Here is a 14,369-nt window from a genome sequence, read left to right as displayed (position 1 = left end):
GGTGGCCCTGTCCACCCCTACGAATCCGCTCATCGAGAGTCCCTGCATGCAGTTGCGTTTCCATGCGCTGGCCTGGGCCAGCGTTTGCCTTTTTGGCCTGCCCTCCGCCCACGCCCAGTCTGCCGCCATCGCGTCCACATCCTCTGCTTCGGACGCAACGCCCGCCGGCCCATCCAGCGAGCGCCTGGCCCAAGACGCCGCCGCCCCGGCGGCCCAGTCACTCGGCCAAGTGTTCGTCACCGCCACCCGCGGTGCCAAAGCCCTGGAAAAAATCCCCGGCGCAGTGAGCGTCATCAGCCGCCAGGAGATCGAAGCCCAAGGGCTGGTCAGCGAGGATCCCAGCGCACTGCTGGCGCTGCAGATCCCCGGCTACGCACCTTCGCGTCAAAAACTCAGCAACTTCGGTGAAGGCCTGCGCGGGCGCAATGCGCTGCTGCTGCTCGACGGCATCCCGCAGACCAATCCGCTGCGGCTGGGCGGTCGGGAAGGCTATTTCGCCGATCCGATGGTCGTCTCCCGCATCGAGGTCGTGTCCGGCGCTTCCGCCGCCCAGGGCATGGGCGCCACCGGCGGCATCATCAACACCATCACCCGCCGCCCCACGGAGCCGGGGACGCGTCAGACCATTGAGCTGAAGTATGGCACCCAGTTCCACGGCGATTCCGCCAGCTGGAAGGCCGGCTACATGGTCGAGCACAAGAGTGACTTCGACGTGGTGGCCTATGTGGGCGCGCGGACCCAGGACATCGGTGTGGACGGTGCCGGCCGTGCGCTGGCCACCGAGTCGCTGCATCAATCCGCCGATGGCTTTTTGAAGATCGGCAAGGACTTCGGCCCCCAGCGCCTTCAGCTGATGGTCAATCGATTTCACGCCGATGGCTTCGATGATCGCGTCGATGTCCCCGGCAACCGCGCCACAGGCCAGCCCACCACATCGGCCCGCGGCACGCTGCCTTATGACGCGCCGCGCAATGAGGTCCGATCCGCCAGTTTGGAGTGGACCCATGCCGATCTGGCGCAAGGTGCCGCATCGGTCCAGCTCTTCAAGCAAAACTTCAGCGCCCGTTACAGCGGCGGCGTGATCACCACCTTCCAGGACGCCAGCATCGCGCCCATCGGCACGCTGGTGGACCAAAGCGAGATCAAGGCCGACAAGTGGGGCGTGCGCGCCAGCTGGGTGCGCCCGGACCTGTGGACACCCGGCCTGGAACTGACGCTCGGCACCGACTATCTCGACGACGAGTCCCAGCAGCGGCTCACTCAGACCGGTCGGGTCTGGGTGCCGCCGATGGCCTATAAAAGCCTCGCGCCTTTTGGTCAGCTCGAATACGAGTGGGGCTCTCTGACGGTGCGCGGTGGTCTGCGTGACGAGCACAGCCAGTTGCGAGTGGACAACTACAGCACGCTGGCCTATTACGGCAATCGCGCCGTCGAAGGCGGTGAGCGCAGCGCCAGCAAACTGGTCAAGAACCTGGGCGCGGTCTGGCGCTTTGGCCAGAGCGGGTGGTCCAGCTTCGTCTCTTACAACGAGGGATTCGGATCCCCTGACGTCGGGCTGATCCTGCGCGCCGTCAACACGGCGGGTCGGTCGGTCAACAGCCTCGTTGACCTGCAGCCGATCCTGACGGACAACGTCGAAGCCGGCCTGGCCTGGCGCGGTGCTCAAGGCAGCGTGTCTGCATCGGTGTACCGGTCTCACTCTGACCTGGGCAGCCAGCTGGTGGTGAGCAACGGGATCGGGTCCTTGCAGCGTGTGCCCATCACCGTTCGCGGCTTTGAGATCAGCGGTGAATGGCGTCCCACGCGGGACTGGCAGCTGACCGGTACCTATGCCCTCACGCGCGGTCGCACGGCCAGCACTGCAGGTGGCGCGATGGATCTGGACCTTGGCGCTCGCTCGCAAGGTCCGGACAAGCTCGTGCTCGGCGCCGCCTGGCGTCTGGCACCGGGATGGCAGGCGCACTGGACGCAGTCGGTGTACTTCTCCCGGGATGCCAACGTGGGCAAGTTGTCCGGCAAGACCTCGCTGGAAGAGCGGTTCAAGGGCTACACGGTGGCGGATGCCTCGGTGAGCTGGGACTCGCCCTGGGGCCAGTTGGGGGCCGGCGTGGAGAACCTGTTCAACCGCCGCTACCTGACCTATTACTCGCAGGCCAACTACTCGGGCACCAACGACGACTACTACGCCGGTCGCGGGCGTGCGTTGACGCTGAGCTGGCGTCGCAGCTTTTAAGGAGACGAGGTGGTTCGCAAGGGATTGAGCTGGCTGCACCGATGGGTGTCATTGATGGCCGGTCTGGTGCTGGTGGTGCTGGGCCTGAGCGGCAGCCTGCTCGTGTGGCAGGCGGAGCTGGATGCGGCGCTCAACCCCAACTGGTTCCAACCCTTGCCCCGCTGCGACGCGTTGACGACGCCCTCGTCGCCCGCAACCGCAACCGCAACCGCAACCGCAACCGCAACCGCAACCTCCGCATCCGTTCAAGCGGATGCAGCCCCACAGGTTGTGGCCCGCGTGCTGACCGTGCTGCAGGCGCATGCGCCCGGGCGTCAGGCCGGCATTGTGGTGGCCCCGCATGAGGCCGGTGCGGCCTATCAGGTGTGGGAGCGTCGCGATGCGCAAGGCGTTCGACGCGAGCATTTCATCGATCCGGCCTGCGGACGCTATCTCGGTCATCGGGACCGCGGCGTCGTGCGATGGGACGCTGCGCACGTCGTGCCGACGGTCTATGAACTCCATCGATACTTCTGGAGCGGCGAGAACGGCGCCATCGTCGCCGGCGCGGGCGGCTTGGTGCTGTTCGGTCTGGGTCTGACGGGTCTGGTGCTGGTCTGGCCGCGGCAGGCGCTCAAGGCCGCTTCGTGGCGGCGGGTCCTGACGATTCGCTGGGATGCCGCGCCTGCACGGCGTTGGTATGACGTGCACCGCACTGTGGGCTTGTGCTTGCTGCCCTTGCTTCTGCTGCTGAGTTTGACCGGTGCAGCGCTGGTGTTCGGAACAACGGCTCGCACCTGGGTGGGCGCGGTGCTGCCCATCCAGGCGGACGCGCGCATGGCAAAGGCCAGGCCAGTCGAGTCCACAGCGAGCGCAGGCCGTCGGGCGGCGCCAGAGCGCACTGACAGCACACTCGCCCCTGCGCGCGGCACACAGAAAGAGGGGCGCAATGATTCCGGTGAGGGCGAGCGCCTGCCCTCAAGCGCATTGACGCCGGATGAATGGGTGGCCCTGGCCCAGCAGCAGTTTCCTGCCGCGAAGTGGAGTCGCGTGACGATGCCGGTGGGCAACGGCCCGGTGGAGATTCGCCTGCTGCAATCTGGAGAGCCCCGCGCCGACACTGGCAACACGCGGGTGCGCCTGAGTCAGCAGGGCAGGCTGCTGCATCGCTACGACCCGCTGAATGCGCCGGCCGGCAATGTGCTGTTGAACTGGTTGTTCCCGCTGCACAGCGCCGAAGCGTTCGGCTGGGCCCTGCGGGTGCTGTGGAGCCTGTTTGGCCTGGTGCCGTCGCTGCTGCTGGGCACGGGCTTGTGGCTGTGGTGGCGTCGCCGCCGGGCGGTGGCCCAGGCGCAGCTGGCATCGCGCTTGCGCGCCGCGTGAGCCGTTAGCGCCGCTTTGTTGCGCGTCGGTGCGGTGCGCGCAGCGGGTGAAGCGTCATGACGTCTCAGCGACGTCCGTCATGTCTCAATGACGACGCGCCCAGTTGGCGCCTTCGGTCGTTGCGTAACGCAGGGCCAGGGCGGACGACGGGAAGCGGTGGGTAAAACGCCAGATGCGATCGGTGCAGGATGCACCCGACCCCGATCGAATCGACACGGACGCCACGAAATGGCCTTCGGTGTCGGGGTGGCTCATGGGGGAGACGGTATAGCGTCCCACGGCAATGTTCTTGTTGTGCATGTTCTTCTTTTAATAGAGAGAGAAGGAAAGGGCCGCGAGCGGCCCATCAATCACAGCGCGCGAATGCTGGCTGCTTGCAGGCCCTTGGGGCCAATTTTCGATTCGAATTCGACTTGAGCGCCTTCAGCCAGGCTGCGGCGGGAGGCGTCGCTCAGGATTTCGCTGTGGTGAGCGAAGAGGTCCTTGGAGCCGTCAGTGGGGCTGATGAAACCAAAGCCCTTGTCGTCGCTGAACCATTTCACGATGCCGGTTTGCTTGGGGGTCATGATGTTTCCTTTGGGATGAACGGAAGTTCCCGGCGTGCGAACGCACACAGGGTAAGACACACGCAAGAACTGACAGCGGGGGGTGATGCTGAAGCGAGCCGCTCGCAAGAAAGGTCTTGGGGAGACCAGCGGGGCCGCAGAAAAAGACCTCAGAGGAAAGGTCTTGGGCGAATCTATGAGCCGACTCTAACACGCGAAGCCAGAAATGCGTGTGCCCTTTCAATAAAAGGGCCTTAGGCGGTGGAATGCCGCGGTGGCACGGCCATCCAGGCCATCCCCTCTGTCGGCGGGGAATAGGGTTCCACATGACAAAGGCGCTGCCGGCGCAATGGCAACATCGCGCGCCTCCTGACAGTGTCCGGTAGTGCGCTGTCCAAGCTGAGTGTCGATCCAAAGCCAGCGCTGCGCGCGGCGGAAGTCGCTGCACAGTAACCGTCGCTACCAATATCAGTTGCCGGGCAAGTATTCGCTGGAGCAGCTCTCCACGCTCTGACGCCTCCCTCCCGCCCGCCCTCATCGACTCATGCTGGCGTGTGGGGCGCCGGTTCCAGCGATGGGCTGATCCAGCCCGTGGTGAGCTGTTCAGGGTCCAGCAGGGACTGAATCACCTCCGCAGCGCTCGCGAGTTGCTCGGCCGCCGCATGCACATACAGCACGCGACGCTGCAACTCGCCAGGGCGTGAAAACACGACCTCGCCGACCCACTGGGCCGCAAGACCCACGGTCACGAGATCAAAGGACGTGATGCGGAGCCCACGAAGGCTGGAGAGATGCATGCGGATCAGCATGCGGCGCTCGCGAAGGGCTGGTGGAGTGCAGGCATGTCCCGATTCCTTGCGTGTCTGGCCGCCACATGCGGTCAGAACAGAATCGCCAAGCGATCAAGGCGAGGGCGCCGGTCGGCTCAACGGCGTTGAGCGCGGACCGAGTACATCGGGTTGACAACCTCACGGTCTATCCAGGCATAGTAGTCGTACCGCCGTACGTTTGCGAGGTTTCTTTTCCGGTGGCTGGGCACGCCGGCTTAGCGGAATCGGCTGAGTCGCAATTCCGCACCAGTGCCGTCCGACGCTTCTTCTGGCGGTTCCACCAGCGCCACCGCCTGGGCATGCAACTCCGGCAGGACGCGCAGACTCAGTGCGAGCTGCGCTTGCACGATGCGGCGTGTCTCGGCGTCGGGCACTTCGCGGGCGACCGGCGTTGTCAATGCACTCGCAAGGTTCTGAGGCAGATTCAGATCGTCAGCCATGCGCGGCGGCAGGGCTTCCAGCGCGTCGGCAATCCCGTCCAGCGTGCTCAGCAGCGTCTGGGCGGCCCGCGAGGCCGGCGCATCGTCCGCGAGTGCCAGGCGCTGATTGCGGTGGGCGCCTAACGCTGACAGGTAGTTCAGCAGCGTGTGAGACAGCACCAGGAAGCGCATGCCCTGCGGTGCCAGCACCCGCGCCCGTGCGGGCTCGAGCCGCATCGCCGCCAGCGAACGCGCGAGCGCGCCATCGGCCAGGTGGGCATTGCGACGCGCCAGCCGATAGGCCAGGTGGTCCCGCTTGCCGCTCTGGTATTGCGCCATGATCTCGCGAAGGTACTGGGCCTGAGCACGGGCCGCCTGCCCGGCAAGGCGATGCAGCTGATGGGACTGCCAGCTCGGCAGAATCAGCCAGACCGCCAACCCCGCGATGACGCTGCCGGCCACGGTGTCGAGCAGCCGGGGCAGGATGAGGCCAAAGCCGTCGCCGGCCTGGTTGAACGACAGCAGCACCAGCGAGGTGATGGCCGCAGTGGCCAGCGTGTAGCGGGTGTGCCGCGTGGCGAAGAAGACCACGCCGGCTGCCACGGTGAATCCTGCCTGCAGCAGCAGGTCGGGAAACAGGCGCAGCAAGGCCCAGCCCACCACGAGCCCCAGCACGGTGCCCAGAATCCGCTGGGCCAGTCGCGTCAGCGTGGCGCCGTATTGCGGCTGGCAGACAAACACGATGGTCAGCAGGATCCAGAAACCGTGGCTGTCACCGGTGCTGAGCATCACGGCATAACCGGCCACCAGTGCCACGGCCAGTCGCACCGCATGGCGCAGCAAGGGCGCGCGCCAGTTCCACTGGGCGCGCAGGCGCTGCCAGGCTTCGGACAGGCTGCGTGGGTCGCGGTCCAGCAGGCTGGTGTCGGCGGATTGTTCCGGCGGCTGGAGTGCGGAGGACAGGGCGCGGTCCAGCGCGCTCAGGTTGGCGGCGAGTCCGCGCAGGGCTGCAAGCCCCCGCTCACGGGCGTCGCTCGACGGGCCGGGCGTCTGCTCCACATGTCGCAGCGCTTCGTGCAGATCTTCGATGGCGTGCGCTGTTGTGCCGTGTCGTTTCCAGGGCGGCTGGCGTCGGATGTGGCGCGCGAGGCTGCGGCAGTCGCGGCCCAGCAACGCGAGCAGCCGCTGGCATCGGTACAGCACGTCGCTGTGGAAGAACTGCTGGGAGAGCACCTCGTAATGCTCATGGGAGGAGCTGGTCCGCTCATGCACATCCTGCGCGACGAGATAGGCCTGCATCGCTTCGCGAAGCCAGGGCGCCGGCGTGCCTCCGCCGCTGCGACTGAAGAGGGCTTCCTTGCAGCGGCTCAGGGCATCCACCACACGGCCGTTCTGCAAGGCCAATGCGATCCGGCGGCCTTCGAGGTCCGCGCCCCGGACGGGCTCCAGCAGCCCGGACTTCAGACGCAGATATTCGCCCAGGCTCTCGTACACCGCAGCCAGGTGCTGACGCACAGGCGGTGTCGGCAGCAGGGCGGCCCACAGCACGGAGATGGCGCCATACCAGGCGGCGCCCAGCAGCAGCAGGACGATGGCTTCGACCGCATGCGGCTTGGACGACAGCGAGGCATAAATGGCCATCACCAGGGTGGCGAATGCCATGGTGCGATACCGCTCGCCGAGGGCCCCCAGCAGGGTGAGTCCCACCGCGGCGAGGGCGAGCAGAACGCTCAGCAGCAGCGGATGACCGAGGCTGGCCTGCACGGCAACCGCCATGATCGAGAAGCAGAGCAGGGTGATGATCTGCACCTTCAGCCGACCGCGCCAGCTGTCGTCGGTTTCCGCGAGGGCACTGGCGATGACACCGAGCAGCAGGGGCAGGGCGGCGGACATCCGTCCGTCCCACCAGCATCCGGCCATGACGCAGGCCAGCGCCAGCAAGGCGCGCAGGCTGCCGGAGACGGCCTCTCGCTGCCACAGCTGATAGGCCCATTGGCCCCAACCCCGTACTTCGCCCGCACTCAGCACTGTTTGATCTCCCGCGACTCGATGGGTGTCAAGGTAGCAAGTATCGAGCCGAATGGAAACGCCTGGCGATAAGCGCCACAGGGCGCCAAGTCCGGTGCGCGTTGCATCACATCGTCGACAAGGCCTCCTCCACATGCCTGGGCATCTCCAGCCCCGGTCCCTGTTCCGCGGTGACCCTCACCAGCGGCGCGTAGTCGGAGATGACATCCCCAAACAGCATGGCATAGGGCACGTCCGCCGCGTCGCGGCCGGTGCCGATGCGCAGATATCCCATCGGAATGCCAAGCCCGGAAGGATCGAAGACATACCAGCGCTGGCCCAGCCACACTTCGACATAGGCGTGAAAGTCCATCGGCTTGCCGGCGTCCGCACCGAAATCGGTGCCCGTTACATACCGCGCCGGGATGCTCAGGGCCCGGCATAGTGCAATCATCACGTGGGCGTAGTCCCGGCAGACGCCCACCCGGTCCGTCAGTGTCTCCACCGCCGAGGTGCGGGTGGTGGAAGCACTGCTGGCATAGCGCAGCTTCCTGCGCACCCAGTCCCGCACCGCCAACACCCGCGCATAGCCGGATGGAATCTCGCCGAAGGTGGCCTCCGCAAAATTGATCAGCCGGTCCGACTCGCAATAGCGGCTGGGCATCAGATATCCCAGCACGTCGTGGGGCAGGCTGGCCACATCCGCTTCCGCCAGGGCCGACGTCGGCTCCACCAAAGGCTGCACCGTCACCGCCGCCTGATAGGTCAGATGAAAGCGGCCCGCCGGCGCCTTCACGCTGATCAGCCGGTTGAGCCTGCACGGCGCCTCACGTTCATGCCACGCCGCGCCGGGCGTCATCTCCATCCGTTCCTGTTCCACCCGCTGCAGCGCCGTGCAGGCCGGCTGCACGTTGAACAGCAAGCTCGCATTGGCGTCATTCACCAGATAATCGAGCTCGAAGTGCAATTGCATGCGGATCATGCTGCCACTCCTGCGACTCCTGCCACCCCCGCGTCGTTCACCACGACCTGCACCACCACCGGAGTCTCCTGCTTCGCGTCACCGTCCCGCGCATGCGCATCGATCAGGCAATGGATGAAGTGCAGCTTCGCGACTGCCGCTGCGGGGAGCACGAATGGATAGAAGTCCGGTTGCCCCATCGCGCGTGACATCTCGTTCATCACGCAGGTCACCGACACCCAGTCCCGCAGCAGCGCCAGGAACTCCGGTCCGGTGGGATGGTCGGCCTGCCAGAGATCCTTCAACTGGAACGGTGAATCGACAGCAGTGCTGTGCTCATGGCCTTCCAGCGTCTGCGCATCTGCCACCATGCCGAAGCTGTGTGCCGTGTCGAGCGTGTCCCGCAGGTGCAGATAGTGCGCCCAGGTTTCCGCCCAGTCTTCCCAGGGATGCACGCCTGCATAGGCGGAGATGTAGCGTTGCTGCCAGCCCGCTACCGGCCCTTGTTCGTAATGGCGCTTCAAAGCGGCTGCATAGTCCTCTCGGTCGTCGCCGAACAGTGCGCGGCAGGGCGCCAGCCACTCGGTTTGCGCCACCAGCCGGTCCCAGTAGTAGTGCCCCACCTCATGTCGCAGATGGCCCAGCAGCGTGCGATACGGTTCACCGAACTGCGCCCGCGCCCGTTCGCGAAACGCATCGTCCGCCTCTTCGATGTTGATGGTGATGACGCCGCTCGCGTGACCGGTCAGCACCGGTTCTCCCGGCTGCGAATGCAGGAAATCGAAGGCCAGTCCGCGTTGGGGAACGTCCGCCTTGGGCACCACAGGCAGCCCCAACCCCAGCAGTTGCGACACCAGCCGCCGCTTGGCGGACTCAACGCGCCGCCACAGCTCTCCGTTGCCTGCCACCGACAGGTCCGGGATCATGCGGCTGAGTCGGCAGCTGAGGCACAGCGGGGCCGTCGTACTGCCATCGTCTTTCACCAGCCAGTTGCAGCCGATCACGCTGGAGAAGTTCTGGCAGCGGCGATAGGTGATCTCGGGCCGACCCTCCACATGAAAGCGGTCTGGCAGTTGCGCCGGACGCAAGGCATGCAGTGCCCCCTCATCCGCCGCGTAACCCAGGGCAGAGCCGCAGGCGAGGCAGGAGGAGTTGCGGAAGAACACAGGTTTGCTGCAAGTGCACTGGTAATTTCGAGCCAGCGTGGAAGTCATGAGATCACCGGAGACGTAGGGCGTGAAGAGGATGTCCTTCACTGGCAACCGCCACGCCTGAAAGCGTCGATGCTGCATGGGCTTGGCGAGCTGCGGATGAATACCCACACGCGGTGGCCTGCTGCCACAAATGGGTCTGCAAAAACTGTATATTCATCCAGCAGTTTTGCAGAAGCATCATGGACATCAACCGCAAGCTGGCCATCCTGGCCGACGCCGCCAAATACGACGCCTCCTGCGCCTCCAGCGGCACGGACAAACGCGATTCCTCCAAGGGTAAAGGCATCGGTTCGACCGAAGGCATGGGCATCTGCCACAGCTACGCACCCGATGGCCGCTGCATTTCGCTGCTGAAGATCCTGCTGACCAATCACTGTCAGTACGACTGCCTCTATTGCGTGAACCGCGCGTCCAGCAATGTGCCGCGGGCCCGCTTCCGGGTCGATGAAGTGGTGGCGCTCACCCTGGACTTCTATCGGCGCAACTACATCGAAGGACTGTTCCTCAGCAGCGGCATCGTCAAGAGCCCCGACTACACGATGGAGCAGGTGGTGGAGGTGGCGCGGGTGCTGCGCGAAGAGCATGACTTCCGCGGCTACATCCATCTCAAGACGATCCCCGATGCCAGTGAAGAGCTTTTGAAGCGTGCTGGCCGTTATGCGGACCGGTTGAGCATCAATGTCGAACTGCCGACCGAGCAGGGCCTGCAAACCCTGGCCCCGGAGAAGGATGGCGTGGCCATCCGTCGCTCCATGGGGCGGCTGAAGCTGCATATCGATGATGCGAAGGAGGCGCGCAAGTCCGCGGCGGCCAAGCCGATCCGCATGATCCCCGGTGCGGCCACGCGGCCGGCGAAGCCGCCTCGCTTTGCGCCTGCCGGGCAGAGCACCCAGATGATCGTCGGCGCGGACGGCAGTGATGACCGCAGCATCCTTCGCAGCAGTTCGCTGCTCTACAACGCTTTCCGGATGCGTCGGGTCTATTACTCGGCATTCAGCCCAATTCCGGATGCGTCGCGGGCGCTGCCCTTGCAATCGCCGCCGCTGGTGCGGGAGCATCGGCTCTACCAGGCCGACTGGCTGATGCGGTTCTACGGCTTCGGGCACGAGGAAATCGTGGACGATGGCTCGGGCCTGCTGCGCCTGGATGTCGACCCCAAGCTGGCCTGGGCGCTGGCGCATCCGGAGCGGTTTCCGGTGGATCTGAATCTGGCGCCGAAGGAACTGCTGCTGCGCGTGCCGGGGCTGGGTGTGGAGTCGGTCGGCAAGCTGCTGCAGGCGCGGCGGCTGCGGCGCATCCGTGCCGAGGACCTTCAGCAGATGAAGGTGGCCGTTCGTAAGGTGCTGCCGTTTGTTGAAGTGGACGGGCATCGTCCGCGGCGCGAGGTGGGTGAATATCTGCTGCGCCAGTGGATGGCGCCGAAGTCCGCAGACAACGGCACCGGGGCCAACGCCAGCGCCAGTGCCTTGGGACGGAGCCCGGCTCTAGGATCCGGCACACTTTTTGGAGCGGACGGCGAGGTGCTCACGCTCGACATGCCGTCGGCCGGCGCTTTGTTGCATGACAGTTTGGCATCCGCCGCCGCCAGTGCGCCGGCGAATGCCGATGAGGCACCCTCTGCGGGCGATTCAAAAGCCTCCGTGTCCGCTGCGATTCCTGAGGCGACCCAGACGCTCGGCATCCTCGGGGCCGAGCGCTCACCAGCGCTCACCCGAGCGACACCCTTCACGCCCGCGGTCGTGGCGACACCTGTTCAATTGGGGCTGTTCGCATGAGACGCGTCGTGTTGAGCGGCCCGGCCGATGTGAGCGGCTTCCGCCAGCAGGCCCGCATGCTGGCTGCCGCAAATGTGCATCCCGACGACGTGGTCTGGAGCACGCACGAAGAGCCGGACGACCTCTTCAGCGCGGCACCGTCCGATGCGCCTGCCGAAGTGGCGTCCTCAGCCCGCTTCACGGTCTCCGCCGGCTTTGTGCGCCTGTGTGATTCGGCTCTGCTGCACAGTGATCCGCAGCGCTTCGCACTGATGTACCGGCTGCTGTTCCGCCTGAAGGAATCGCCGTCGATGTGGATGGACACGCTGGATCCCGAGCGTCGTCGCGCGGAGCAGATGGCACGCGAAGTGCGCCGGGCCATCCACAAGATGCATGCGTTCGTGCGGTTCTTTCCGGTGGAGGATGAGCAGGGCGAGCAATACCTGGCCTGGTTTGAACCGGATCATTTCATTGAAGAAGCCGCGGCGCCGTTCTTTGCCCGCCGCTTCGCCAACATGCGCTGGGCCATTCTGACGCCGCGCTGCACCCTCTCCTGGGACGGACAGGCGTTGACGACCGGCGCGGCCGGGCGGCGGGAAGACGTGCCGCCCATGGATGCGGGCGCCGAACTGTGGCTGACCTATTACCGCAGCATCTTTAATCCGGCGCGTCTCAAGGTATCGATGATGGAGAAGGAAATGCCGCGGCGCTACTGGGCGAATCTGCCGGAGGCCACGCTCATTGAGCCTTTGATTGCCCAAGCCAATGAACGGGTGGCGGGCATGTTGGCCTCCGGGGCCACAGAGCCTCGCAAGATCCGGCCCATGCGTCCCGTGGATCGAAGCGGCGATTGACCGGCAGATAAAACAAAAAGCGGGCCGAGGCCCGCTTCGTGTGTCTCGCCCGAAGGCTCTCGCGGCGTTCAGTTCACCGTCACCTGCTGCGTGGGCTGCTGCGTCACACGGCTGTAGGCGCGGAAGTGGCGGGCGGACAGGCGGGGCTCGCCCATGTCTTCATACAGCAGGCCCAGCTCGTAATGGGCATCGGCCAGCGTCGCATCCAGTGCGAGGGCCCGCTGATAGGCACTCAACGCCTGGACACTGCGGCCTGCGGCCGACAACACCCGGCCCGCTTGCAATTGCAGCAGGGCGACATCACTGCACCAGCCGAGGGCCTGATCCACGACTTCCAGCGCGTCTTCGTGGCGGCCTTGTCGGCTGAGCAACTCGGTCAGGTCGGCAAAGGCCCGGACTTCACAGGGATTCTCGGCAATCGCCTGACGCAGCGACGCTTCTGCTGCCTCGTCATTCAGCGGGTCGGTCAGTCGCGCGAGGTCGTTCAGCTCGTCCATTGCGGCGGCGGTCCAACGACGCGCCAGGCTCATCGCCTGCACGTCCTCGGCGCGAAAACACAGCGACATCAGCACCTGACCCGCGATTCCGGCATCGGCGGAAGCGGCCTCATTGGCGGCAGACGGCGAAGTCAGGGAAGGGGTGTGGGCGAGGGCTTGAGCGTTCATGATGGCGTTGGTGTCGAATTGCCATCAACGGTATCTGGCGGCAGAGCCTGGGGATGCCAGCCGATGCGGCGTTGTCTTGTAGGACAAGAGGAAGTTTGTCCAGGGGCACGCCCCTTGCCCTACCACGCGCCTAAGATCCTCTGTGGCCTTCACCGCAGCGTGCGGACCGGCCCTTCCAAAGAAAGCGAAGCAAACATGGACAAGAACTGGAGCACCCAAGTCATCGCCCACGTGGAGAACGGCGACTTCGACGGCGCCATCACCATGATCCAGCACTGTGCGGCGCAATCGCTGCTGGATGAACTGAAGGCGGCGCTGACCCGCACGGGCCTGGACCATGGCGCCGGTGCGGCCCGTCTGCTCAGTGCGGTGCTGGAGCGGCAGATGGCGCTGGAGGCGCGGGCTTGAGGGACTGAGGCGATGACGTCAGGCGCCTTGGCGACACCTGACCTGGTCGCCCCGCCGAGGGGGCGCTCAGAATCGTTCCGGCACAAACATCTCGGTCGGCACTGGCTGCCGTGAGTAGTCCGCATGCCGCTCGCGCTCCGGCAGGCGCACTTCCTGGCGCTGCACTTCCTGATAGTTGAAGTGATCCAGCAGGTGCTGGATGCAATTGAGGCGGGCGCGCTTCTTGTCGTCCGCCGCCACCACCCACCAGGGTGCTTCCGGGATGTGGGTGCGCTCGAGCATCATCTCCTTGGCGCGGGTGTAGTCCTCCCAGCGACGCCGGGACTCCAGATCCATCGGTGACAGCTTCCACTGCTTGAGCGGATCGTGGATGCGCCCGAGGAAGCGCAGATGCTGTTCTTCATCGCTGATGGAGAACCAGTACTTGATCAGCCGGATGCCCGACCGCACCAGCATGCGCTCGAATTCGGGCACCGAGCGGAAGAACTCTTCCACCTCGTCTTCGGTGCAAAAGCCCATGACGCGTTCCACGCCCGCGCGGTTGTACCAGCTGCGGTCAAAGAGAATGATTTCTCCGGCGGCGGGCAGATGCGGGACGTAACGCTGAAAGTACCACTGGGTGCGCTCACGGTCGTTGGGCGCAGGCAGCGCCACCACACGGCAGACCCGTGGATTCAGGCGCTGGGTGATGCGTTTGATGGCGCCGCCTTTGCCGGCGGCATCGCGGCCTTCGAAGAGGATGACGACCTTCTCGCCGGTGTGCTGCACCCAGTCCTGCAACTTGACCAGTTCGCGCTGCAGGCGGAAGAGATGCTTGAAGTAGGAGAGGCGATCGCTTTGCTCGTCACCATGGTCATCCAGGGACAGCAGGGCCTCGTCCACGGCCCGGTCTTCGATCTCCAGTTCCAGCTCTTCGTCATACCCGTCGAGCAGGTCCCGTCGGATGCGGGCGATCAGATCCTGCGGGTCCTCGGCGGGCCGCCGCGGGGCCGGGGTGGAGTCGTCCGCGGAAGTCGGGTCGGTGGAGTCCTTCGGGGAGCGACCGGTCATGGCCTGCCTTGCTAAAGAGGTGGAGAGGCGGATGATTATGGGCAGCGATGACGGTTTGGTGAAGCGT

At 65.4% G+C, this 14,369-nt stretch carries 12 protein-coding genes and 1 pseudogene; 5 read left to right on the top strand and 8 right to left on the bottom strand.

What is annotated here, in order from left to right:
* The first annotated feature begins 46 nt into the window (after window positions 1-46).
* The gene (locus tag FHS28_RS14045; protein ID WP_088451432.1) at window positions 47-2,233 is read left to right on the top strand and encodes a TonB-dependent receptor; all 2,187 of its coding nucleotides are present in this window, start codon (window positions 47-49) and stop codon (window positions 2,231-2,233) included.
* A gap of 9 nt (window positions 2,234-2,242) precedes the next feature.
* Window positions 2,243-3,595, top strand: a complete 1,353-nt coding sequence (locus FHS28_RS14040) for a PepSY-associated TM helix domain-containing protein (protein ID WP_184294837.1) — start codon at window positions 2,243-2,245, stop codon at window positions 3,593-3,595.
* Window positions 3,596-3,679: 84 nt separating this feature from the next.
* Here the strand turns inward: FHS28_RS14040 and FHS28_RS14035 are convergent, their stop codons facing one another.
* The 6 genes from FHS28_RS14035 to FHS28_RS14010 form a co-directional block, all read right to left on the bottom strand.
* Complete coding sequence (locus tag FHS28_RS14035) at window positions 3,680-3,895, bottom strand: hypothetical protein (RefSeq protein ID WP_088451428.1); 216 nt, start codon at window positions 3,893-3,895, stop codon at window positions 3,680-3,682.
* Window positions 3,896-3,945: 50 nt separating this feature from the next.
* Entirely contained in the window at window positions 3,946-4,161 is a 216-nt protein-coding gene (locus FHS28_RS14030) for a cold-shock protein (RefSeq protein ID WP_088451426.1), read from the bottom strand.
* Between the two features lie 521 nt (window positions 4,162-4,682).
* Entirely contained in the window at window positions 4,683-4,949 is a 267-nt protein-coding gene (locus FHS28_RS14025; RefSeq protein ID WP_088451424.1) for a hypothetical protein, read from the bottom strand.
* 236 nt (window positions 4,950-5,185) lie between these two features.
* Complete coding sequence (gene yccS, locus FHS28_RS14020; protein ID WP_310736788.1) at window positions 5,186-7,417, bottom strand: YccS family putative transporter; 2,232 nt, start codon at window positions 7,415-7,417, stop codon at window positions 5,186-5,188.
* Between the two features lie 106 nt (window positions 7,418-7,523).
* Entirely contained in the window at window positions 7,524-8,378 is an 855-nt protein-coding gene (locus FHS28_RS14015) for a transglutaminase-like domain-containing protein (protein WP_088451420.1), read from the bottom strand.
* A complete protein-coding gene (locus FHS28_RS14010; protein WP_088451418.1) occupies window positions 8,375-9,649 on the bottom strand; it encodes a zinc-binding metallopeptidase family protein in 1,275 nt (424 codons plus the stop codon). Before FHS28_RS14010 ends, FHS28_RS14015 begins: the two co-directional genes overlap by 4 nt.
* A gap of 101 nt (window positions 9,650-9,750) precedes the next feature.
* On the opposite strand from FHS28_RS14010, the pseudogene FHS28_RS14005 reads away from it, so the two are divergent.
* Both FHS28_RS14005 and FHS28_RS14000 read left to right on the top strand, forming a co-directional pair.
* A pseudogene (locus FHS28_RS14005) lies at window positions 9,751-10,995 on the top strand (putative DNA modification/repair radical SAM protein); the annotation flags it as partial.
* A gap of 359 nt (window positions 10,996-11,354) precedes the next feature.
* Window positions 11,355-12,179, top strand: a complete 825-nt coding sequence (locus tag FHS28_RS14000) for a TIGR03915 family putative DNA repair protein (RefSeq protein ID WP_310736787.1) — start codon at window positions 11,355-11,357, stop codon at window positions 12,177-12,179.
* A gap of 68 nt (window positions 12,180-12,247) precedes the next feature.
* On the opposite strand, the gene FHS28_RS13995 is transcribed toward FHS28_RS14000, so the two are convergent.
* A complete protein-coding gene (locus FHS28_RS13995) occupies window positions 12,248-12,844 on the bottom strand; it encodes a tetratricopeptide repeat protein (protein ID WP_088451414.1) in 597 nt (198 codons plus the stop codon).
* A 195-nt stretch (window positions 12,845-13,039) separates the two neighbouring features.
* On the opposite strand from FHS28_RS13995, the gene FHS28_RS13990 reads away from it, so the two are divergent.
* Entirely contained in the window at window positions 13,040-13,252 is a 213-nt protein-coding gene (locus FHS28_RS13990; protein WP_088451412.1) for a hypothetical protein, read from the top strand.
* A gap of 66 nt (window positions 13,253-13,318) precedes the next feature.
* Here the strand turns inward: FHS28_RS13990 and ppk2 are convergent, their stop codons facing one another.
* The gene (ppk2, locus tag FHS28_RS13985) at window positions 13,319-14,302 is read right to left on the bottom strand and encodes a polyphosphate kinase 2 (protein ID WP_088451410.1); all 984 of its coding nucleotides are present in this window, start codon (window positions 14,300-14,302) and stop codon (window positions 13,319-13,321) included.
* Window positions 14,303-14,369 lie beyond the last annotated feature (67 nt).

The sequence above is a fragment of the Roseateles terrae genome (assembly GCF_014192155.1).
Lineage (GTDB): Bacteria > Pseudomonadota > Gammaproteobacteria > Burkholderiales > Burkholderiaceae_C > Roseateles > Roseateles terrae.
Note: the sequence above shows the minus strand (reverse complement) of the source record. Positions and strands in the feature narration are given on the sequence as shown.

Excerpts from the sequence above, each read along its gene's own strand:
- FHS28_RS14010 (WP_088451418.1), bottom strand. The coding sequence starts at position 9,649 with ATGCAGCATCGACGCTTTCAGGCGTGGCGGTTGCCAGTGAAGGACATC.
- FHS28_RS13990 (WP_088451412.1), top strand. The coding sequence starts at position 13,040 with ATGGACAAGAACTGGAGCACCCAAGTCATCGCCCACGTGGAGAACGGC.
- FHS28_RS14015 (WP_088451420.1), bottom strand. The coding sequence starts at position 8,378 with ATGATCCGCATGCAATTGCACTTCGAGCTCGATTATCTGGTGAATGAC.
- FHS28_RS14045 (WP_088451432.1), top strand. The coding sequence starts at position 47 with ATGCAGTTGCGTTTCCATGCGCTGGCCTGGGCCAGCGTTTGCCTTTTT.
- FHS28_RS14025 (WP_088451424.1), bottom strand. The coding sequence starts at position 4,949 with ATGCTGATCCGCATGCATCTCTCCAGCCTTCGTGGGCTCCGCATCACG.
- FHS28_RS13995 (WP_088451414.1), bottom strand. The coding sequence starts at position 12,844 with ATGAACGCTCAAGCCCTCGCCCACACCCCTTCCCTGACTTCGCCGTCT.
- ppk2 (WP_088451410.1), bottom strand. The coding sequence starts at position 14,302 with ATGACCGGTCGCTCCCCGAAGGACTCCACCGACCCGACTTCCGCGGAC.
- FHS28_RS14035 (WP_088451428.1), bottom strand. The coding sequence starts at position 3,895 with ATGCACAACAAGAACATTGCCGTGGGACGCTATACCGTCTCCCCCATG.
- FHS28_RS14030 (WP_088451426.1), bottom strand. The coding sequence starts at position 4,161 with ATGACCCCCAAGCAAACCGGCATCGTGAAATGGTTCAGCGACGACAAG.